The 21,973-nt window shown below is 47.6% G+C and carries 24 protein-coding genes; 7 read left to right on the top strand and 17 right to left on the bottom strand.

The genetic code is table 11. From position 1 onward, the window contains the following. Positions 1-34: 34 nt before the first annotated feature. From DESAL_RS20325 to DESAL_RS07570, 3 genes are all read left to right on the top strand, one after another. A complete protein-coding gene (locus DESAL_RS20325; protein ID WP_015851391.1) occupies positions 35-196 on the top strand; it encodes a symporter small accessory protein in 162 nt (53 codons plus the stop codon). Next, positions 196-1,794 carry a sodium:solute symporter family protein gene (locus DESAL_RS07575; protein WP_015851390.1) on the top strand — a complete coding sequence of 533 codons (1,599 nt, stop codon included), beginning with the start codon at positions 196-198 and terminating at the stop codon, positions 1,792-1,794. Before DESAL_RS20325 ends, DESAL_RS07575 begins: the two co-directional genes overlap by 1 nt. Before the next feature lie 293 nt (positions 1,795-2,087). Next, entirely contained in the window at positions 2,088-2,747 is a 660-nt protein-coding gene (locus tag DESAL_RS07570; protein ID WP_015851389.1) for an acyltransferase, read from the top strand. A gap of 155 nt (positions 2,748-2,902) precedes the next feature. On the opposite strand, the gene DESAL_RS07565 is transcribed toward DESAL_RS07570, so the two are convergent. Beyond that, complete coding sequence (locus DESAL_RS07565) at positions 2,903-3,439, bottom strand: hypothetical protein (RefSeq protein ID WP_015851388.1); 537 nt, start codon at positions 3,437-3,439, stop codon at positions 2,903-2,905. A 261-nt stretch (positions 3,440-3,700) separates the two neighbouring features. Here DESAL_RS07565 and DESAL_RS19700 point away from each other — a divergent pair, with 261 nt between their 5' ends. Beyond that, positions 3,701-4,579, top strand: a complete 879-nt coding sequence (locus DESAL_RS19700) for an alpha/beta fold hydrolase (RefSeq protein ID WP_015851387.1) — start codon at positions 3,701-3,703, stop codon at positions 4,577-4,579. Positions 4,580-4,657: 78 nt separating this feature from the next. Here DESAL_RS19700 and DESAL_RS07555 read toward each other — a convergent pair whose 3' ends face one another. The 3 genes from DESAL_RS07555 to DESAL_RS20215 form a co-directional block, all read right to left on the bottom strand. Beyond that, positions 4,658-5,221, bottom strand: coding sequence for a type I restriction enzyme HsdR N-terminal domain-containing protein (locus tag DESAL_RS07555; protein ID WP_015851386.1), 564 nt, complete (start codon positions 5,219-5,221; stop codon positions 4,658-4,660). 504 nt (positions 5,222-5,725) lie between these two features. Continuing rightward, a complete protein-coding gene (locus DESAL_RS07550) occupies positions 5,726-5,983 on the bottom strand; it encodes a hypothetical protein (RefSeq protein WP_041721739.1) in 258 nt (85 codons plus the stop codon). A gap of 82 nt (positions 5,984-6,065) precedes the next feature. Beyond that, positions 6,066-6,218 (bottom strand): hypothetical protein, encoded by a 153-nt coding sequence (locus DESAL_RS20215; RefSeq protein ID WP_157046934.1) that lies wholly within the window; start codon positions 6,216-6,218, stop codon positions 6,066-6,068. 96 nt (positions 6,219-6,314) lie between these two features. Between DESAL_RS20215 and DESAL_RS07545 the strand changes: the two genes are divergently transcribed. From DESAL_RS07545 to DESAL_RS07535, 3 genes are all read left to right on the top strand, one after another. Next, positions 6,315-6,551: a FeoA family protein gene (locus tag DESAL_RS07545; RefSeq protein WP_015851384.1), complete on the top strand. Its 237-nt coding sequence runs from the start codon at positions 6,315-6,317 to the stop codon at positions 6,549-6,551. A 2-nt stretch (positions 6,552-6,553) separates the two neighbouring features. Continuing rightward, on the top strand, positions 6,554-8,683 hold the full coding sequence (feoB, locus tag DESAL_RS07540; RefSeq protein ID WP_015851383.1) for a ferrous iron transport protein B: 2,130 nt from the start codon (positions 6,554-6,556) through the stop codon (positions 8,681-8,683). Positions 8,684-8,958: 275 nt separating this feature from the next. Continuing rightward, positions 8,959-10,086 (top strand): hypothetical protein, encoded by a 1,128-nt coding sequence (locus DESAL_RS07535; protein WP_015851382.1) that lies wholly within the window; start codon positions 8,959-8,961, stop codon positions 10,084-10,086. 65 nt (positions 10,087-10,151) lie between these two features. On the opposite strand, the gene DESAL_RS07530 is transcribed toward DESAL_RS07535, so the two are convergent. Genes DESAL_RS07530 through DESAL_RS07470 form a run of 13 tightly spaced genes read right to left on the bottom strand, consistent with a single transcriptional unit; the run spans position 10,152 to position 21,702 of the window. Beyond that, on the bottom strand, positions 10,152-11,573 hold the full coding sequence (locus tag DESAL_RS07530) for an NADH-quinone oxidoreductase subunit N (protein ID WP_015851381.1): 1,422 nt from the start codon (positions 11,571-11,573) through the stop codon (positions 10,152-10,154). An 18-nt stretch (positions 11,574-11,591) separates the two neighbouring features. Continuing rightward, positions 11,592-13,127 (bottom strand): complex I subunit 4 family protein, encoded by a 1,536-nt coding sequence (locus tag DESAL_RS07525; protein WP_015851380.1) that lies wholly within the window; start codon positions 13,125-13,127, stop codon positions 11,592-11,594. 15 nt (positions 13,128-13,142) lie between these two features. Next, positions 13,143-14,915: a Na(+)/H(+) antiporter subunit D gene (locus tag DESAL_RS07520; protein ID WP_015851379.1), complete on the bottom strand. Its 1,773-nt coding sequence runs from the start codon at positions 14,913-14,915 to the stop codon at positions 13,143-13,145. Next, the gene (locus tag DESAL_RS07515; RefSeq protein WP_015851378.1) at positions 14,905-15,189 is read right to left on the bottom strand and encodes a hypothetical protein; all 285 of its coding nucleotides are present in this window, start codon (positions 15,187-15,189) and stop codon (positions 14,905-14,907) included. Before DESAL_RS07515 ends, DESAL_RS07520 begins: the two co-directional genes overlap by 11 nt. Before the next feature lie 11 nt (positions 15,190-15,200). Further along, on the bottom strand, positions 15,201-16,694 hold the full coding sequence (locus tag DESAL_RS07510) for a monovalent cation/H+ antiporter subunit D family protein (protein ID WP_015851377.1): 1,494 nt from the start codon (positions 16,692-16,694) through the stop codon (positions 15,201-15,203). A 4-nt stretch (positions 16,695-16,698) separates the two neighbouring features. Further along, a complete protein-coding gene (nuoK, locus tag DESAL_RS07505) occupies positions 16,699-17,007 on the bottom strand; it encodes an NADH-quinone oxidoreductase subunit NuoK (RefSeq protein WP_015851376.1) in 309 nt (102 codons plus the stop codon). Continuing rightward, positions 17,007-17,531, bottom strand: coding sequence for an NADH-quinone oxidoreductase subunit J family protein (locus DESAL_RS07500; protein ID WP_015851375.1), 525 nt, complete (start codon positions 17,529-17,531; stop codon positions 17,007-17,009). Before DESAL_RS07500 ends, nuoK begins: the two co-directional genes overlap by 1 nt. Then, positions 17,528-18,133 (bottom strand): 4Fe-4S binding protein, encoded by a 606-nt coding sequence (locus tag DESAL_RS07495; RefSeq protein WP_015851374.1) that lies wholly within the window; start codon positions 18,131-18,133, stop codon positions 17,528-17,530. Before DESAL_RS07495 ends, DESAL_RS07500 begins: the two co-directional genes overlap by 4 nt. Before the next feature lie 13 nt (positions 18,134-18,146). Then, positions 18,147-19,115, bottom strand: a complete 969-nt coding sequence (gene nuoH, locus DESAL_RS07490; RefSeq protein WP_015851373.1) for an NADH-quinone oxidoreductase subunit NuoH — start codon at positions 19,113-19,115, stop codon at positions 18,147-18,149. Positions 19,116-19,128: 13 nt separating this feature from the next. Then, a complete protein-coding gene (locus DESAL_RS07485; RefSeq protein WP_015851372.1) occupies positions 19,129-20,280 on the bottom strand; it encodes an NADH-quinone oxidoreductase subunit D in 1,152 nt (383 codons plus the stop codon). Further along, complete coding sequence (locus DESAL_RS07480) at positions 20,277-20,810, bottom strand: NADH-quinone oxidoreductase subunit C (protein ID WP_015851371.1); 534 nt, start codon at positions 20,808-20,810, stop codon at positions 20,277-20,279. The genes DESAL_RS07485 and DESAL_RS07480 overlap by 4 nt, the downstream gene beginning before the upstream one ends. Continuing rightward, positions 20,807-21,346 carry an NADH-quinone oxidoreductase subunit B gene (locus DESAL_RS07475; RefSeq protein WP_015851370.1) on the bottom strand — a complete coding sequence of 180 codons (540 nt, stop codon included), beginning with the start codon at positions 21,344-21,346 and terminating at the stop codon, positions 20,807-20,809. The genes DESAL_RS07480 and DESAL_RS07475 overlap by 4 nt, the downstream gene beginning before the upstream one ends. Next, the gene (locus DESAL_RS07470; RefSeq protein ID WP_015851369.1) at positions 21,325-21,702 is read right to left on the bottom strand and encodes an NADH-quinone oxidoreductase subunit A; all 378 of its coding nucleotides are present in this window, start codon (positions 21,700-21,702) and stop codon (positions 21,325-21,327) included. The genes DESAL_RS07475 and DESAL_RS07470 overlap by 22 nt, the downstream gene beginning before the upstream one ends. Between the last annotated feature and the right edge of the window lie 271 nt (positions 21,703-21,973).

Below are 21,973 nucleotides of genomic sequence, written 5' to 3'. Positions count from 1 at the left end.
AAATTTAACCAATTTTGAAATCTGGAGGCTTCAAATGATGTTAGGACTTGGAAGCGTTGAGATTGCAGCAGTCTTCTGGCTCTGTATTCTCTCATCGCTCGGATGTGTGGCTTATGGAATCCTGAACTGGAATAAAAGGGGCAAACCCGATGCCACAGCGCTGAATGTTGATATTAAAGGTAAAGGGGATAAGTAATGGTTACCAAGATCGTCATTACCTGCATTTATCTTTCCGTAATTTTCTATCTCGGCTTCAAAGGCTGGCAATCCACTAAAAAATCCACTGACTACATGCTCGCCGGACGGCAGATGAACCCTTTCATCATGGCTATGTCCTACGGAGCAACCTTTGTTTCCACATCCGCTATCATCGGCTTTGGCGGGGCAGCAGGACTTTTCGGATTCCCCCTGCTCTGGCTGACTCTTGCCACCATCGTAGTAGGTGTACTCATCGCCATGGTCTTTTTCGGTAAGCGTACCCGCAGAATGGGGCTGGCCCTCGAAAGCCATACCTTCCCGGAACTGCTCGGACGCAGGTACGATTCCAAATTCATTCAGGGATTTGCAGGAGGGGTAATTTTCCTGTTTATCCCGGTCTATGCAGCAGCAGTATTGATTGGAATCTCCCGTATGATGGAAATTTCCTTCGGCATCCCCTATGACACCGCTTTGATCTTAATCAGCGTCATTCTTGCAGGTTATGTTATTTCCGGCGGCATGAAGGCGGTCATGTACACTGATGCTTTTCAGGGGCTGATCATGGCCGTTATGATGATCATCCTCATTATCTCCACCTATGCTATGCTTGGAGGCGTAACTGAAGCGCATCAGACCATGACCGATATGGTCAACCTCATGCCTGCCAAACTCCAAAAAGGAGGCATGATAGGTTGGACACAGGGCGCAAAATTCGGAACACCGCTCTGGCTGGTGATATACACCACCATTGTTTACGGTGTCGGCATCGGCGTACTCGCACAGCCGCAGCTGGCAGTGCGTTTCATGACTGTACCTTCCGACCGTGAACTTAACCGCGCTGTTCTTTACGGTGGGATCTTCATTCCGCTCATGACCGGGGTAGCATTCCTTACCGGAGCACTCTCCAACGCAGTCTTCTATAAGGCGGCAGGTAAAATATCCATTGCAGTGGCTGGTGGTAACATGGATAAGATCATTCCCATGTATATCGAACAGATGATGCCTTCATGGTTCTCAGCACTATTTCTGCTGGCAATGCTCGCCGCAGGGATGTCCACCCTTTCCTCCCAGTATCACGTAGGCGGGACTGCACTGGGCCGTGACTTCTTTGAAAGATTTGTAAATGTTCCGCAGGAAAAATCTGTAAAAATCACCAAGATCGGTGTTGGTATTACCCTGCTGGCAGCAATCCTCTGGGCCTGGGTACTGCCTCCGTCCATCATTGCCCGCGCAACAGCCTTCTTCTTCGGACTTTGCGCCGCATCATTCCTGCCCATCTATCTGCTGGGTCTTTACTGGAAAGGCATGACCAAGAAAGCCGCAAAAGTATCTATGGTAGGCGGGTTCACCGCTTCCATGTTCTGGCTGTTGTTCGTACACGCCAAGGAAGCCAAAGCCATAGGGCTTTGCAAGGCCCTTACCGGAATGGACACCCTAGTTTCCTCCGCTGCCAAAGGTTCATGGATCTGGCTGCTGCAATGGGTTGACCCCAACGTAGTCGCACTGCCGGTCTCAATGGCACTGGCTATCGGAGTGGCCCTGATCACACCGAAGATGAACAAAGAGCATCTGAAACTTTGCTGGGCCAATATCTAAGACTTCTGCAAATATTCAAAACAAAGGGTGTAGCCGATATCGGTTACACCCTTTTCTATTTTGCGAGTAATAATTTAAGCGGCCTTAAATCTTGCAAGCCACAGCTTTGCGCCGGATGATTGAAGCTGAATCAGAAGAATACCTATTCAAATGAATGAATAAAAAACGAATAGTTTGACGTATTAATCTTAAAATTGCTAAAGAGCATTTATAAATAACAAAATTAATTATTCCACGGAACCGACCTTCAATCCCTGATGGTACCGCTCATAACAAGTCAAACTGGCGACCAAATGAAAAACACTGACAATATCAATATCCTTGGAGATAGAAATTCTCTTGAGTACGAGAGCTCAAGCATATCTAACGCGAGCATAGACATTATTGGAAATGACAACGTAATTAAAATCCACCCCAGCGCGCAACTTGGATCAGTGAAAATTGTTCTCCGTGGAGATCGTCATCGCCTTTTTGTGGGCAGGAATGTCAAAATAAGCGCAGGACTTTTACGTCTTATCCACGGAGCAGGACTGATTGCGATAGGCGCAGGAACCACAATCGTAGAGGCAGAGATAATCTCATTTGAGGTCGGCACCAAAATTATTATCGGCGAAGATTGTCTCATAAGCTATGGTGTACACGCTTGGACCGGAGACGCTCACTCAATCGTTGACGCCACTACAGGTAAGCGCATCAATCATGGTCGGGATATAACCATCGGCAATCATGTCTGGATCGGCTATGAAGCTGTGCTATTAAAAGGAGCAACCATTGGACACGACTCAATACTTGGAGCCCGTACAGTTCTCAGTAAAAAAATTCCTCCGCAGTGCCTTGCCGCCGGAAATCCTGCAAAAATAATTAAGAAAAACGTAACATGGGATCCCGAGGTGTTTTACGAAAAGGACAGCAATCCTTTGGTAGCCGGGGAAAATGTTAAATCTAATAGTTGAATATCAGAAGGCTTGCAAACAGCATCTAATATTTTGCCGTCTTAATATTTTGAACTTCAAGCACCATTACAGAGAAAAGGCGTAACCTTAACTAGTTACGCCTTTTCTCTATAATGATATTTTACCTAAAACCCCATACACAAATCAAAACCAAACTACCTGATGCACTTCACAAATTCAGGATCAGCAAAAAGTTGTTCAATATTCAATTTAATTATTTCTCTAATGGTCCCAAAAGCATTAGCAAATTTAGAGGTTGATTTTGTGACCAAGTGGCTCTTGTTATAGCATTGTCCTAATCCATCCTGTTTCTGGACGACATAGTTTACATCAAGCCTCCAATCCACCGAGAAACCAATATCATCAATAAGAAACTCTTTTATTTCACCAGAAACAACATTTTCATTTTTTTTCATATCAACACCTACGAAACGAGCTTCTGTGAAAAGAGCATCTTCAAAATATTTGTCGATATTCTTCTCAAAAAGGATACTTCCTAATGCTGTATTCTTGATTTGATTCGGTTTAATAGCATGATCATTTTCTGCAGGCAGATAGCTGAAATCACCAACTTTAAAATTACCATCGACAGTCATGGTGCTGCTTGGAGAATAATCCAACACAATCGGCTTAGAAGAACATCCGACAAGAGAAGAAAGGACAAAGAGGATTACAACAAAATGTTTAAACACAATTACTCCTTAAGATTGTATAACAAAAAAACAAACTTCGGAATCTCCTATAGAGCAGAACTTTTATGTTGTAAATAAAGATATTGACAATTATCACATTAAAATTATCATTCTCTAAATCAAATAGACACATCCACCCTTATCACAAAAACATCCTGATCATAAAAACATAATCTCAATAGAACCTTTCTATTTTGCTGCTTGACCTGTCTATGGCTTGATAGTTCATGTTACTCTCTCAAACTTAAAAAAGGAGACAACATGTCTAAGACAAGACTGGCTATATTATTCTCAATTATTCTAATTATGCTTTCGACACCCGGCCTTGCCGAGTCCGTTAGCATTCCTTTCAAAAATTCGACACTTCACTACACAGACACAGGCAAAGGCGAAAGAAGCCTAGTGCTGATACACGGATGGGCTTGTGATACGAGCTTCTGGAATCCCCAGATTACCGAATTATCCAAAACCATGCGCGTTATCGCCATAGACCTTCCAGGACATGGGAAAAGTAGCCTAACTAAAGGACCTTATATGCAAAAAACATTCGCCGAAGCTGTTGCGACTGTTATGGACTCCGCAGGCATAAAATCCGCAACTCTAGGTGGACATAGTATGGGGGCTTCGGTCATCCGCTGGGTTGCCCATCTCTATCCCAAAAAAGTAAATGGCCTGATCATAATTGACGGAGCCTTACTTCCTTATCCGAAGACTGAAGCAGAACTTGAATTCTGGGACAAAGAAATTGAACAGGGTTTTCGCAAAGGATTTACCGGTCCTGACTCAGAAAAATACACAGTCGATTTCATAGATTCACTGCACGGCAAAATGACCCCAGAGAACCTGAAGGTAGACATAAAACACAAGATGATGGCAACACCTGCAAAAGTTCGAACCTCGTCCATGATCAATTTTCTGGTCAAAGAAACTTGGAACCTACCCCAGCAGGAACTGCCGACTATGGCTGTCTATGCCATGTCTCCGGACTCCCCGCCAAATCTGAATGAAATGTTGGAATCCATGTTCAAAGGAGTCGAATACACCCTTTTCTATGGTCCCGGACATTTCCTGATGCTTGAACGGCCGCAGGAGATTAACTGTATGATCCGAGGCTTCATGAAGCGTCATGGACTACTTTAAATCAAGAAGCAAACAGACTAAAAAAACAGGCCGTAACGTTCAACGCTGCGGCCTGTTTCAATTCAAATTTTCCTAACCTTATTTTTTCGGAGGTAATGAGCAGGATTCGCTGCAACAGGTACCCTGAAGAAATCCGGTGTAGGTATAAAAAATACGCTCAATCTTTTCCCGTTTCTCAGCCGGAAGAGGTTCACGTTTGTAATCGGCAGTCATTTTAAGCAGTTCTTCGTAACTGGGCACAGACTTCATGCCATGAGCCAATGTTTTTCCGGAGACAGCATCCAATAGAAACGCGTCCATAGAATCGGAAATTACGACGTAAGGGACAGGACCACCCTGAAACAGCTTGCCAGCACAAACAGCTTCACGCTCATAGCTCCCTACATCACCAGCGCAAAACATGACCAGCAGAATAGGAAGGCCCTCTTTATCATAAATCACGAGGTCCATAGTCCGGCACATTTCCTCGCCTTCTATTTCAAAACAAAGATCAATCTTTGCTTTCAGGGCATCCTTGGGATAGCCAAGCTCCTCCACCAGCAGCTTTGCCAGCGCCTGACGAAATTCCTCATAAGTGGTCTCTTCTATTTTTTCACCACTCAAGTAATCGCGTAATGTTCCACCCATACTTACTTCATGCATATTGTGCCTCCGGCGGCCCTGCGGGTCTTATTTTGATGCGCTTCGCGCTTTCGATTAAATTAATTTCGCCTCCGGCGGCTTAACCCCTTTTCCCATAGGGAGTCGTCATTGGCTTGTTACTCAATTATATAAGCATGCCGAACTGTTGTGCAAGTGCTTAAAAAATAAAAGAAGGGAGGACGACCTGCCAATCAGGTCGCCCACCCTTCTCTATCCTTGAAGCAAAACTCCCTATGAGCTCTGCAACACATACATAATAAAAATTTTATACGGCTTTCGCAAGCTTAAGAAGCACTCTACTTTGGAATGCCCTCCAAATCCTTTATTATCTTAGTTCATGAGCAAGTTCCAATTGAAAACAATTTTCACTTTCTTCTTGACCTTCACTACTTCTAACCATAGAGATTAATCGACTTTGATTATCAATCTTTATTTCAATTAGATCACATGGCGAAAATGCATAACATCATACGAACATCAATTCTGGTTCTTATAATTACGGTATTAATCACACCGTATGCAGAGAGCTGCGACCATTGTCGCGGTCCATGGGCTGATGGATTCGCAAGCAATCACCAGAGCATTTTCACTACCCCTCATGATCACGATGGTAGCGGTACGCCCTCCACAGCCGACTACCCGCACAATGACGAACATCATGATCAGCATTTCCATCACAAACATAACGGCCCGATAGAGTCCGCAGAAACAGCTGTACCGCATAGTGCATGGCATTGCAGCGGCAAGTCTTTTCATTTTCATTATCTGGACAATGTTCTCCCTGCTGATGAAATCAAAGAAGACGACAACACCAGCCCGCGGCTAGACATAGCTGCCACAAGCTTTACACAGAATCACCGGATTGAATCAGCCGGACTTTATCTGAAACAATCAGACCATTCATCATCATCTCACCATATAAAATGGTTAATCCTGAACTCCACAGATCTCCCTCCCCCTCTAATTGAAAATTAATTTCATTTTCTTCTTGACGCATATTTCATACTTGTATAGTCAGGATTTCAGTTGACATTGATTTTCAACTTCCAAATCACGCATCCATAAAACAGTCATTCACAAACGGAGACACCAAATGACTAAAAACATAAATCTTTCCAAGATTCTTGAAGGCCGCACCTACGCTGTTCTCGGTTTTGAAGCAGAAAACTCTGATTACGCCCAGAAGCTGCGCAAAATGGGTTTTGTCGAAGGCACTCAGATCGCCCTCGCCCCGATTAAAATTTCTGATCCTATGATTTTTGAAATTCGCGGCAGCCGCGTGGCCTTACGTAAAAATGAAGCAGACCAGATCAAGGTGGAGGAACTCTAGTCATGCATAGAATTGAAAGAATCGCCATTGCAGGCGTACCCAACAGCGGTAAAACCACACTTTTCAACGCTCTTACAGGGGCACGCCAGAAAGTCGGTAACTGGCCCGGAGTTACAGTAGAAAAAATCGAAGGAACTTTTTCCCTTTCCGGTACCAAAGTTGAGCTTGTAGACCTCCCCGGAACCTACAACCTGAGCCCTGATACCGAAGACCAGAAAGTTGCCGAGCGCGTAATCCGCAGCGGTGAATACGACATGATCGTAAACGTTGTGGATGCAACAAATCTTTCCAGAAACTTGTTCCTGACCATGGACCTTAAGGAACGCACCGATCAGATAGTTATCCTGCTGAACATGCTTGATGTTGCAGAAAGCGAAGGTCTTGATATTGATGTAAGAAAACTCAGCAAAGAGCTTGGTATCGCTGTTATCCCGGTAATTGCCGTTGATAAGGATTCTGTTGAAAGAGCTGTAGCTGCTCTTGCTGTAGAAGCACAAAAACTCCCGGAACACGATTCTCACCCCACCCGTCAGGAAGTGATGGATACGGTTGAGAAGTACAACCACATCGACAACATTTACAGCAAAGTCCTCAAAGAGAAGAAAGACCGCAGCCAGAACTTCACCAATAAGGTCGATAACATTGTCATGAATAAGTTCGCGGCTATTCCCGTGTTTCTTATTTCCATGTTCCTGACCTTCTGGTTTGCAATCGGTCTCGGCTCTGTATTCATTGACTTCTTTGACATCATGGCCGGACTCATTTTCATCGATATCCCTGCGGACCTGCTGAGCAATATCGGCGCACCGGAATGGGTTACTGTTACCCTTGGCGGTATCGGCGCGGGTATCCAGACCGTAGCGACCTTTATCCCTGTTGTATTCTTCATGTTCCTCGCGCTGGCGATCCTTGAAGACTTCGGCTACATGGCCCGCGTTGCAGTTGTTGCTGACCGCTTCATGCGCAAGATCGGACTGCCCGGTTCCGCATTCATTCCCATGGTTGTAGGCTTCGGCTGCACCGTTCCTGCGGTTATGTCTGCCAGAACCCTGACTTCCAAGCGTGACCGCTTCATGACCATTTTCATGGCTCCGTTCATGTCCTGCGGTGCACGTCTGCCTGTATATGCACTCTTCTGCGTGGCGCTCTTCGGTGCATATTCCGGTCTGGCCGTATTCCTGATCTATCTCTCAGGTCTTGCAATGGCTATTTTCACCGGATTCCTGCTGAAAAATACACTTTTTAAAGGATCTCCGTCCCACTTTGTAATGGACCTGCCCCTTTACCACATCCCCAGAATCAGTGCAGTTTTCAAAAGCGCATGGCTGCGTATGAAGGGTTTTGTTAAACGTGCGGGTGTTATCGTAGTAACCGCTGTATTCGTTCTCTCCATGCTGAACTCAGTAGGTATCGATAACGGCAAACTGACTTTCGGTAACGAAGATTCCCAGAATTCCGTACTCTCCATTGCCGGGAAATCCATCTCTCCTGTATTCAAGCCCATGGGCATTGAAGAAGAAAACTGGCCTGCATCTGTTGCTCTGTTCACCGGACTCTTCGCCAAAGAAGCAATCGTAGGTACTGTTAACTCCCTGTACGCATCTATTGATGACGCTGCGGCGCCTGCGGAACCTGCTGCTGAAGAAGGTGAAGAAGAAGGCGGCCTTGATATCGGCGGAACAGTTAACGAAGCTTTCGGAACTGTAGTTGACGGTCTTGTTGGTGTTGTTACTTCCGTTGACCTGCTCGGAATCGGGCTGATCAGCGAAGACAGCGCAACCGTATCCGAAGAAATCGGCGCAGATGCTTCTGTATACAAGCACCTCGCAGCGAACTTCACCGTATACTCTGCATTTGCATACCTGCTCTTCGTACTCATGTACTTCCCCTGCCTTGCGGTAATCGGGGCAACCAGACAGGAAATGGGCGGCTTCTACTCCGGTGTTATGGCAATGTACTGCACCGCTCTTGGCTGGTCCGTAGCAACCCTGTTCTACCAGATAGCAGAAGGCAGGAATCCTGTTTACGCAGGAATCGCCATCGCCATCCTCGCTGGGATTTACGCGACTCTGAAATATCTGGGCAACAAGGAATCAGATAAGCTGGATGGATTGCAGCCTTTGAATCTGTAATCTCAACAAAAGTCTCCAACAACAAAAGCCCCTCAGCCATATGGCTGAGGGGCTTTTCTATTTCATAATTATTTATCAACTGCCTTACGGCACCACACTACCGACCTTCAAAGCGAAATCAAACACGCCCGCAGGCATCATTCCCAAACCGAGTACCAGCAGGGAAAGCAAAGCCGCACCCGCATAACGTTGCATAAAAACACAATCACCTATATTAGTGCGTAAGCAACACTAGTATAACCTACGAATCAAAACCTCATACCAATTAGATCAAAATGAAATCATTTTTTAACAAACTGTTTAAAAATACATTTTTTCAATTGCTAGGTTGGATATTATCTCTAGTTCTAGCTTTCATTACTATTTATGATTTTATCCATGAACCTAAGGGAGAAATTGTTTTTGATATAGTAGGTCAGAATGAATTAATACCTGCAAAAGCATCGATGAATGCCAAAATGCAAATCTTCTACAATGGTGAAAACATTGCCGAAAGCAAGAAAACAATCAGACAATATGTAATAAAAGTTACCAACAAAGGAGATCTGGATGTTCTCCCTGCTTATTACAATCCAAAAATAAAATTCGGAGTAAACTTTGAGGATTCGCTCGCTATTGATTCTTTAGAAATCCAAAGAGCAACCCAAAGCAGACATTTTGAAGCAATAAAACCTCAATACGACAAAACAAAAATAACTTTTGAAAACATGGTATTTGAAACCGGTGACGACTTTATCATCACTCTTAATGTCATTTATCTAAAAGATAAAGAACCACAAATAACTCCATTAGGAATCATTGCTAACACAGAAATAACTGTAATAAATAGCTACTTACACCCACCAAGCAAAAGTTTATTTTCTATTTTGTTTCCTGACAATTGGAATGAAACACTCGCGCGTATACCCGTATACTTCTTAACATGTATTGGACTAATTTTTATTGCCGCTTTTATAATCTCAATACCATTTAACATGTACAGATCCTACACAAAATGGTACAGAAAGAAAATTTTTAAGAACAAAATGGGGATCACAACGCGTGATTTAGAGGAACAACCAAAACTAAAGCTTATATATACAGCATATACAAAACATGGATTAGAAGAAATAAAAAGAATAGATAAATATATTACACATCCCAAAAATGTTATTACTGACTCAGCCTTACATGAATTCTCTTTCAAAAGAGAGAAATTACAAGAACACTTAAAAAATAAAACAAACAAAAGATTTAATATAACTGAAGAAGACTACCCTGACCATACAATGCAGAGCTCTTTCTTATACGAAAGCCTGTTAGATATTGGTGTCATTACTGGAGAAGCGGACAAAACAAAAACAACAACAGAATTTAAAGAATTAATAGCTCAAACTATTAAATGTCTTAATTCAAAAACATAAATAAAAGTAACCCCGCCTGAAAATTCAGACGGGGCTTTCAATTTCATGATTATTTTTCAACCGCCCTACGGCACCACACTCCCCACCTTCAAAGCGAAATCAAACACTCCGGCAGGCATCATTCCCAAACCGAGTACCAGCAGGGAAAGCAGAGCCGCACCCGCATAGCTGAATGCGGAAGTATCCGGTAACGGAGTATCTTCAGCTGCATCCTTGGTGTAGGCATGACGAACCATTCCCAGATAATAGTAGATGGAAATGGCGGTGTTGATCCCGGCGATGATGATCAGCCAGTTGTAGCCGTGGTTCCAGCCGGAAGAGAACAGGAAAAGCTTACCCATGAATCCGGCCATGGGCGGCAGACCGACCAGCGCGAAAGCTCCTACAGCCAAAGCAAAAGCGAGGGCCGGGGCGCGCTTATGCAGCCCGTTAAGATCATCCAGTTGCAGATTACGGCCATCCACGGACACGCGGCTGACAACCCAGAAGCAGGTCAGGTTCATGGCAACGTAAGCAAGTGCATAGAATGATGCAGCTGCAAGCCCTTCCGCAGTACCGGAAATAAGGCCGATCATGATGTAACCCGCATGGGCTACGGATGAGTAACCGAGGATACGCTTTACATCTCGCTGGACCAGTGCGGCAAGGTTACCGAAAGTCATGGATAGTGCGCCAAGTACAGCAATCACTGTGGTTATGTCGTATCCAGGCTTGAACATCGCTGCGAGACGAATCAGGATTACCACCGCGCCGAGCTTGGGCAGGGTTGCCACAAAAGCGGCAGTTTCATTGCTGGCACCTTCATAAACATCCGGGCACCAGAAGTGGAATGGAAACAGAGCCAGTTTGTAAAACATGCCCAGCAGAAACAAAGCCATGCCTGTTACAGCCATCGGTGCGGCCTCAAAGGACCATGTTTTCTGGACCAATTCTGCAAGGTAAGTGGTGTGCATTCCGGCAAGGATGTAAGAAAATCCGTACAGAGCCACAGCTGTGGAAACTGCACCGAACATAATGTACTTGATTGCCGCTTCCGCCGCTCCCTTATCCTTAGCGCGCAAAGCGATAATCGCATAGAGGGCGTAGGATGACAGTTCCAAGGCAAGATACATGGTGATCAGCTCTACCGAAGAAGCCAACATCATCAATCCCCAACCGCTTATGGCTAGGAAAAGGAAATAGTCGGATCGTTTATCATTCAGCAGAGTCGGCTGACGGGTAGCGTTGAATACGGTCACGCTGAAACCAATCGCAATGGCAACTTTGAAGAACTGCGAAAGCGGATCGATCTGATAAGCCCCATGAAAGAACAAGCCTTCCTGCCCGAGTGAAAACAGCGAGACAGCTATTGGCAGCAAAGACGCAATGGGCAACCAGACTCCAACCTTGTGACGCATACGTTCACTGCCCACCGCCTGTACGAACAACAGGGCGATGATCAGGAACATGGAAAGTTCCGGCATGAAAGGATATGGATTCACATTCATTTCAATATCTCCTGTTGCTTACTTAATGATTCCCTTCAGGGAATTAAGGGCCACTTCTGCAGGATGTTCTTTTTCCAAGGCAACAATCTTAGCTCCCTGCTTCACATCCTTCTCCAGCTTGATCAGCGAGGCATCCATGACCTTGAAGCAAAGTCCCGGTGCAAGGCCGATATAAAGGACAAACACTGCCGGAATGACCAGATAAGTCCATTCACGCAGGTTAAGATCAGGCCACTCCTTCCACGAAGTTGGACGTCCCCAAGCCAGCTTGAGTGAAACACGCAGCATGTAGGCCGCGGCAACCATAGCTCCGGGCACCATCAGAGCACCGATCCAGGGATTCTGCTCAAATGCTCCGACGAAGACCAGAATTTCGCCTACAAAGCTGTTGGTTCCGGGGAATCCAAAGGACGACAATGCGAACAGCCCCCAGAAGAACATGTAGGCGGGCATGTATTTACCAAGTCCGAGGTTGTCATCAAGTTCGCGGCTGTGACTGCGCTCATAGACAGCCCCTATCATCATAAACAGACCGCCGGTAGTAATACCGTGGTTGAGCATCTGGAAGAGCGCACCTTCCAATCCGCGCTGGTTAAAAAGGAAGATGCCGAGAGTGACAAACCCCATATGACCAACTGATGAGTAAGCGATAACCTTTTTAATATCATTCTGTCCGAGAGCCACGATCCCGCCGTAAAGAATTCCGGCAATGGATATGGCGATCATGAACGGGGCAAAGTATTCACTGGCTGCCGGAGTAAGCGGCAGGTTGAAGCGAAGAAAGCCGTAGGTTCCCATCTTCAGGAGCACGGAAGCCAGAATTACCGACCCGGCTGTGGGGGCCTGTACGTGTGCGGCAGGAAGCCATGTGTGGAACGGGAACATTGGGACCTTGATGGCAAAGGCCAGAGCAAGAGCCAGAAATGCCCAGAACTGGAAGTTGAAGGCAAAATTCTGCTCCATAAGTTCCGGTATGGCAAAGGTTCCGCCAGCTATTCTGAAGGCAACGATAGCCACCAGCAGCAGAGCCGATCCAGCCAAAGTATAAAGGAAGAACTTGAGCGATGCGTAACGCTTCTCAGGTCCGCCCCATACGGCGATAAGCAGGTACATGGGAATCAGCATTGCTTCCCAGAACACATAGAAAAGAACCAGATCAAGAGCGGTAAAGACTCCCACACAGGCTGCGGTCATAAACAGCAGACAGAAGTGAAATTCCTTGACCCTTGTCTGGATGTAAGTCCAAGAGCAAAGCACGCAGAGTGGCAGTACTGCGATGGTCAGCACCACCATAAGAAAGCTGATGCCGTCAGTACCGAGGTAATACTCTACCCCCCATTGCTTAACCCAGTCCATGCGTTCCACAAACTGGAAGGCTGCTGACTCAAGCTTGAATCCGGCGAAGAGCGGAAATGAGAGTGCGAGTTCAATTATTGACACGCCCAATGTGTACATCCTGATGGTGTTGTCGCCTTTCAGGAAGAAAAGCCCGACAGCCGCCAGCAAAGGAAAGAACACGAGGACAGTCAGAACAGGATAAGCGAATTCTTGCATTGTATTCTCTCCCCTTTATCCGAAATACCAGACTAAGCCGTAGACGCAGAGCGCGATGAACACAGCCATTCCGAGGTAATCCTGCAAACGTCCGGTTTGTATCTTGGCTCCTGTCTTACCGATATTGCGTACGGTGTATGCGGTGCCATCCACAACGGTATCAATACCCTTCCGGTCAAACCATGATGATCCGGCAGCAGAATCCATCAACCACTTAAGCCCGATCACCCGATACACTGTGGTCCAGACTGAATCAGCCCATGCGATGGGGCGGCAGACCAAAAGCAAGCCCATATTACCGATGAAACGGTACAGCTTGTCAAAATCGAGGTTACGTCCGTGGTGCGGTACGATGACCTTACGCATGATCCAGAAACCTGCTCCGGTAAATGCCAGCAGCATTGAAGCCTGCAACAGGTGCCACGGGGTGTAAGGATGATATTCAACCGGGAACGGCAGCAGCTTGTAGAGCATCTGCGGATAAACACCCTGTGCGAAACAGAGGAAAGCCGCGATACCCATTGCCACGTACATATTCTTGGGAATGGGATTTAGTTTGATGTCCGTCTTTGCCGGTTTATTCCAGAAGGCAAAGTACGGAAGCTTAATACCAACCGAAAGGAAAGTACCTACGGCGGCGATTTCAAGCCCTACGGCCAGCAAAGTGTGATGAGCTTCAGCAGCCCCGGTAATAGTCATGGTCTTTGATACAAATCCGTTGAAAAGCGGCATACCGGAAATGGAAACCGCCCCGACCATGTACAGAAGCATGACCACAGGCATTTTCCCGACCAGCCCACCGAGGCGGTCCAAGTCGGCAGTTCCTACTGCATAAAGCACCGTACCCACACTCATGAAGAGCAACCCCTTATAAAGGATATGTGCGTAAGCGTGAGCAACAGCACCGTTGATGCACATGGCTGTACCGATACCGATACCGGCGACCATGTAACCGACCTGCGAGACGATGTGGTAGGAAAGAATCCTACGCGCATTGTTCTCCATTGACGCGTAAAGCACTCCATAGACAGCCATGATTGTTCCGGCCACTGCCAATGCGTAAACCCCGGAGAATCCTCGGGCCAGCACGTAAACCGCAGTCTTGGTGGTGAAGGCACACATAAAAACCGCCCCCGGAACAGTTGCTTCGGGATAGGCATCAGGCAGCCATGCATGCAAAGGCACAACAGCTGCGTTGACGCAGAATCCGGTCAGGATCAGCCAGTCGTAATATTCCATTCCCTGCGGGTCCACAGGCAGGAAAGCGAAAGTTCCGATTTCGGAGTAACGGAGCAGCAATCCACCAAGAAGGAACAGACCGCCGAGCATATGGAACAGGAAGTACCTGAAACCGGCAGCGCTGGAAGTCTTGGTGCGGTGCAGCCAGACCAAAAAGGTGGAGGCCACAGCCATGAGTTCCCAGAAAATAAACAGGGACAAATAGTCTCCGGCAAATACACAACCGAATGATCCGGCAACATAAAGGGACGCCGCAGCATGGTGCGCTTTATCATCCGTATGCAAAGCGTAGATCATACCGATGAGAGACTGGATAGCGAATACGTTGGCAAAGACCAGCGAAAGCTTATCCACCCGGCCTAGCACCAGCACATTACCGAGATATGGAATTACCCCGAAATTACCAAGTGTGGCAGTAAAGACCACCCCTATGGCAATTACAGGGGGGACGAGCAGAAACCATTTCCACTGCTTGCCCCGGAAGAATGGCAAGGCCATTGCCAAGGCGATAAAAGCCAGTGCCGGATGGAGAAAACCATTAATGGTCATTGTTTCCTCCTTCTGTATAATCCTCGCCCTCTTCCGGTCCTACCAGAAAAGGCTGGATGAGTACCTTCATCAGAAAAACCATGCCCACTGAAGCAGCAAGAGCGAAGATTTCCCAGAATCCGGGGTAACCGTCATAATGATATTCCACATGATGCGGATGGATGAAGAAATTCAGCATCACCAGCAGCACAAGGAATCCTGCGAAAAGCAGTTTCCAGAACCTCATTTTCTGCGTGCGCTGGGTTTCGAACCAGTTTCCAAGTTTTTCGATCATGGCGGTTCTCCTTAGAATTTACCGAACACGTTGATGAAGTTCAGGAAAGTCTGGGGATAAAGTCCCAGCCAGACTGAGATCAGAGCCGTGGTAAAAAGCGGAATGACCATACACAGCGGGGCCTCGTTGTATTGCTCGATATTGGCTCCCTCTGCCGGAGCCTTGAAAAATGCCCGATAGACAATGGGTCCGAAATATCCGGCATTTAGCAAAGTACTTGCCAGCAAAGCCACCAGCAGTCCCCATTGACCTATACTTACCGCACCTTTGACCAGATACCATTTGGTGGCGAATCCGCAGACCGGAGGCACCCCGATCATAGACAGTGAAGCAATGGCGAAGGCCCCGAAGGTCCACGGCATTCGCCTGCCCAGCCCATCCATAAGGCTGATCTTCTTAAGGTGGGTTGCCACATAAATGGCACCGGCACCGAAGAACAATGTGATCTTGGAAAAAGCGTGGTGAGCTATGTGCATCAAACCGCCCTGCACTGCTTCCGGGGTCAGCATGGCTACACCGATAATGATGTAGGAAAGCTGGCTGACAGTGGAATAGGCAAGCCTTGCCTTGATATCGTCCTTGGTAAGGGCAATGAGCGAAGCCGTTACAATGGTGAATGCCGCAAGATATGCTGTCGGCAGTCCCAATCCCAGTTTATCCATCAGATCCACACCGAAGCCGGAAAGGATCACGCGGGAAACTGAGAAAACCCCGGCCTTAACAACAGCCACCGCATGCAGTAATGCGGAGACCGGAGTCGGCGCGACCATTGCTGAAGGAAGCCAGTTGTGAAATGGCATAAGCGCTGCTTTTGCCAGACCTGCAATGTAAAGTACGTAGGTAATGGTCACCAGTGTGGGGTCGGCGTCCGGTGGAAAAATTCCCTGCGCCACATCGCCGAGATGAAAATCCAAGGTTCCGCAGAGCACATAGGTCATGACCATGGCCGGGAGCAGAAACAACTTGGAGGTACCCATCAGGTAGACCATATATTTCCGCGCCCCGTTAAAGGAGACATCATCCTGATGGTGAGCAACCAACGGGTAAGTGAATACGGAAATGATTTCATAGAAAAGATAGAGAGTAAAAATATTCGCCGAAAAAGCAACTCCCACCGCACCGAAAATGGCAACCGCAAAACAGAAGTAATATCTGGTCTGGGCATGCTCGTTAAGGGTGCGCATGTAGCCGATGTTATAGCTGGTGGCGAATACCCACAGAAATGATGCGATCAGGGCAAAGATAAAAGCCAGCCCGTCCGCAGCGAAAGAAACTTTTACACCCGGAAAAAGGGTGAACAATGTGTACTCTACAATCTTGCCTTCCATAACATCGGGAACCATAGAAGCCACGGAAAGGAAGGTCAGGATACCGGCCCAGATGGAAACGGCCTCGCGGCGATTGATGTTCTCCCGGAAAAACCAAATGAAGAACGGTGCCACAAGGGTGATGGCGAGCGGGATCAGGATTCGCGCGCTGGTGATGAATTCAGTGCTAACTGTCATACATTTACCCTTTCAGCCTTGTTATTGCGTCGGTCTCAACGGACTTAAACCGTTTTGCCACCACAATGATTATTGCCAGCACAAGGGTCGCTTCAGCAGCGGCCAGTCCCATAACAAAAAGTGCGGCGATCTGCCCCACTGCGCTTCCGGCCTCGGTAAGCTGGGAGGCGGAAACAATGGACAGCCCCGCGCCGTTGAGCATCAGCTCCACGGAAATGAGCATGCCCACAAGCGATTTACGCCAGACAATGCCGTACAGCCCGATAGCCAGCAGCAGGAGCGCCACCAGTTGATACATTAAAAGAGGACTCATTATACTTTCCTCCCTTTCTTGCCTTTCTGTTCAAAGGCCAGCAGCACAGCTCCTGCCATGGCAGCCAGCAGGACAACCGAGATAAGCTCAAATGCAACCGGATAATCTTCCAGCAGTCCTTTACCTATTTCGATCAGGGGTACCTCAACCGGGATGTGAATTGAAACGGGCTGAAATTTGATCAGGATAAACCCGATTACAAATACCGGAGCGATAAACGTCAGGGCTGCGAGTGCTGATTTTCCCGGCCTGCGACTTCCTGCTTCAACCCCGTGATCATCAGCCTGAGTAAGCATGATGGCAAAGAAGATGAGCACACAGACTGCCCCCACGTAGATGAGAATCTGCATGAAAGCCATGAACGGCGCAGCCATGAGCATGTACATTCCAGCCACGCCCAGCAGGGACGATATCAGCCCCACCATAGCCCGCACCAGGCTGTGTGCGCCCACGGCTATGCACCCGCCGCCGAGAATCAGCAGCGTGTAAACAACAAAAGCTATTTTTGCGAGCGTTTCCATCATGATTCTGTCCCTGCCTCTTTTTCAGTAGTTACAGCTTCAACTTTCTTGGGAGACTCTGCCGCCTTTGCAACTACAGCAGCCTCAGCCTGTGCACCGAGTCTGGCAAGCAGGTCCATTTTAAGCTCCTTGCGATCAGTCACAGTCAAGTACACATTTGATGAGTAACGCAGTGCCTTTGCAGGGCAGTTTTCAACGCATGATCCACAAAGTGAACAGAGCGAAAAGTCATACAAAAATTTTGCAGGCTCTTTAGGAGCTTTAGGCTTATTGACCTTTTCGCCCCGCTCTTCCGCTTCTTTCATAGCCTGAAGTTCAGCCTCGGTAGGCTTGGGAGCCTTGGCCTTAACCACGGTAATGCACTTACTGGGACAGGCGGTGACACACATCATGCAGGCAATGCATTTTGGTTTGGCCGGATCCTTGGGTTTACCTATGAGTTCCAGCGGACCACGAAATCCCTCCAACTCCCCGGAAGTAACCGTTTCACGCGGATAATGGAGGGTCACGTTTTTATCGACAAAGTTTTTACCCGTGACTTTCAGTCCTACGATCAAGGACCAGAGCGAAGTCACGTCATCCCATATTTTTTTAATCACACTCATTAAAAACGCCCTCCTACAGCTTCATCACAAAAGCGGTGATAAACAGGTTCAACAGAGCTAAGGGCATGAGCCATTTCCAGTTGATATTCAGAAGCTGATCAAAACGAACGCGGGGGTATGTCCAGCGCAGCCAGATCATGACCAGCAGCAGAATATAGACCTTGACGAGGAACCACCATGCACCGTCAAAGAAAGGTCCCTGCCAGCCGCCGAGAAACAGGGCCGCAGCAACAGAACAAACCACGATCATGTTGGCGTATTCAGCAAGGAAGAACAGCCCGAAACCCATGCCCGAATATTCAGTATGGAATCCGGCGGTCAGTTCACTTTCCGCTTCAGGAAGGTCAAAGGGAGCGCGGTTGGTTTCACCAAGCGCGCTGACAAAATAAATGATGAAAGCCAACGGCTGCACTACTGCATTCCACTGCCACGGCCAGCCGCCCTGCCCCTCGACCACTGTGGTAAGGTTCAGGCTTCCGGTCATGAAGGCAACAGCCAGCACTGAGAGAAGCAACGGGATTTCATAAGCTACGGACTGAGCCACCGCCCTTGCCGCACCTAGAATTCCCCATTTGTTGTTCGACCCCCACCCAGCCAGACACAGGGCGAGAACATTCAGACCTGCGAAAGCCAGAATGAGCAACAGGCCGAGGTCCATTTCCATCCCGGTAGCAACAGGACCGAAAGGAATAGGCAGGAAAAGTAAAAGTACGGGCAGGAAGGATAGAATGGGAGCCATCCAGAACAACAATTTGTCCGCACCGCTGGGGGTGAAAAGCTGTTTACCGATAAGCTTTACGGCATCGGCCAGAGGCTGCAGCAGTCCCTGCGGACCGACTTCATAAGGTCCGGGCCTGCGCTGTACGAATCCGGCCACCTTACGTTCAAGGTAAACCAGCACCAGCCCGTTCAATCCCACAAAAGCGGCAATCGCCACCAGTGCGATGATTAATTTAACGAGTTCTACAGGAATTTGAGACATATGAAGCTCCTGACTACCTGTCGATTTCCGGGATTACCATGTCCAAGCTGCCTAAAATCGCAACCGCATCTGCCAGCATTGTTCCCTGTGCACATTCAGCAAACAGGGACAGGTTGGAGAATCCCGGCGCACGGAGTTTGATCCGGTACGGGGTTTTGCTGCCGTCACTGACAATATGGATTCCGACCTTGCCACGCGCACCTTCAGTACTGAAGTACGCTTCACCTGCCGGAGCCTTCCACGTTGGCTTGGGAGCCTTCTTGATGATGTGCTCACCTTCAGGAATCTGCTCGAGGGCCTGCTCCACAATGTTCAGGCTTTGCTCGATCTCTTCCATGCGCACCATGTAACGAGCCATGGCATCAGCTTCGTAATAAACCGGAACCTTCCAATCGAAACGATCATAGATTGAATAAGGTTCAGCCCTGCGGGTATCATGCTCAACGCCTGCACCACGAATCAGAGGACCGGTCGCGCCGTAGCGGTTACACATATCAACATCCATGTAGCCGATTTCCTCAATACGTTTACGCAGGATGATGTTATCGGTGACCAGATCCTTGTACATGGGCAAACGGTCACGAAGACGTTTGATGAACTCTGTACACTTGTCCGCGAAACCGTCATCAAGGTCATGAACCACCCCGCCGAAACGGAAATTGCTATAGGTCAACCGTGCTCCGGTTGCCTTCTGCATCATATCCATGAGGATTTCACGGTCATCAAAGCCGTACATAATCGGAGTAAATGCGCCGAGGTCCAGAAGATATGCGCCCCACCAGAGCAGGTGTGAAGAAATACGATTCAGCTCAGTAAGAATTACCCGGATGTATTCGGCCCGCTCAGGCACCTCAATCCCGGCCAGTTTTTCCACCGCGCCGACATAAGCATGGTTCCATGCCAGTGGATGCAGATAATCAACACGCCCCATGTTGGGAATGAACTGAACCCATGTTTTTACCTCGGCCATCTTTTCATGCATACGGTGCAGATAACCAAGTACAGGCTCGGCTCGAACGATATATTCACCATCCAGTTCAAGGATGACCCGCAGAACACCGTGGGTTGAAGGATGCTGCGGTCCCATGTTCAGAATCATGGTATGCTCGTCTGCACCCTTTTCAAAATGATTGGTGTAGAAATCACCTTCAGGAAATGTATTCATGATTCTACCCCCTCTTCCGGTTCCGGTTGCTCTTCATCGAAGAGAGTAAAGCCTTCACCTTTGAAGATAATTTCACCGGGATTAAGGATCTCGCGCAACGGCTTGCGGCTCTTATCATCTTTAAGCAGCACTCCGTTAGGAGTTTCGGGATCAAGTAACAGGGGCAGCAGATTGGGATGTCCGGTAAACTTCACGCCGTGAAAATCGTAACACTCACGCTCATGCCAGTCCGCTCCCTGATAGATGGAAGAGATAGACGGCAATTCAGCTTCATCACGACAGACCAGCACCCGGTGAGCAATGCGTCCCGGTTTGGTGAAATGGGCATAATGGTAGGAGATCAGAAAACCTTCGGCTACATCAATGGCGTCTATGTTTTCCAGATGGTAGGCTTGTTTGAGCATGGCACCGGCCGCCTGTTCAATATCATCGGCAGTCAGGAAGACATTCATGGTTACCCCGGAGGTTTGAACACTTCCCTTGCCGATCATAAGCGGGGTAACCGGGAGACTTAAATTATCACCCATCATAAGGCACGCTCCTTCTCTAAATCCTCAGGCACAGGCCACCAGCGTTTTCCGGTCACCTTTTCCTGAATCTGGAACAACCCTTCAAGCAATGCTTCCGGGCGCGGCGGACATCCGGGAACATAAACATCTACCGGAATAAGATTATCCACGCCTTCAACTATTCCGTACTGCCCCTTAAACTTGAAAGGGCCACCTGAGATTGCACAGTTACCAAGAGCAAGCACCCATTTGGGAGCAGGCATCTGCTCATAAAGACGCACAACAGCAGGAGCCATTTTCTTGGTCACCGTCCCAGCCACAATCATTAAGTCTGCCTGACGTGCGGAAGGACGGAACACCTCTGCTCCGAAACGGGCCATATCAAAACGGGCCATACCCACAGCCATCATCTCAATAGCGCAACAGGCCAGCCCGAAAGTCATGGGCCACAGTGACATGGATCGGCAGATGTTCATGGCGTCTTCAGCAAGTTCAAGGCGGACAAGTCCATCCTCAACAACATGCCCGCCGGGGGTCAGGAGATTTTTCTCGGCCATGTGAACACTCCTTTCTTCCAGAAATAAATAATCGCAATAGCAAGAACAGACAGGAATCCGGCAACTTCAATAAAATAAAACATTCCATCGGTATGAGGATACCAGACTGAAACCGGGAAGAGATAGAGAACGTCTACGTCAAAGGCTAAAAACAACAAGGCGTAAACATAATAACTAATACCGAACTGATTCCATGCCCTGCCGTGGGGTTTCATCCCGCACTCATAAGACATGCCCATGTCCCCGCCTTTTGCTCGTGGATGCACCAGAGCAGACAAGATAAGCGGACCACCGGCAAAAAGAAGCCCACCGATCAAAAACATGAAGATGGCGAACTGAAGCCAGGTAAAAACCATTCTCGCACCTCTCTTACGTTTTTAAAATTAGTAACACGAAGCGAACACTAATTGTTTTTTTGTTAAATTGCAAAGAGAACGTTGGAAAAAGTCTAAAAAAATTCTGAAGTTAAATTTTAATTAAATCTATCTCACCCGACCATTCCTGTGTCAAGGATGGCTGCGCGTTTTACAGGTTAAGACGACTGTAAAACGCTAGATAGTTAAATTAATCACAAAATAATCAACTTTAATTCCAGAGAGTTGAAAGATAAATAACGATGCAAAACAA

Source organism: Maridesulfovibrio salexigens DSM 2638 (assembly GCF_000023445.1).
In the GTDB taxonomy this organism is placed as follows: Bacteria; Desulfobacterota; Desulfovibrionia; order Desulfovibrionales; family Desulfovibrionaceae; genus Maridesulfovibrio; species Maridesulfovibrio salexigens.
The sequence above is the reverse complement of the archived record's forward strand: the minus strand, read 5'-3'. Positions and strand labels throughout refer to the sequence as shown.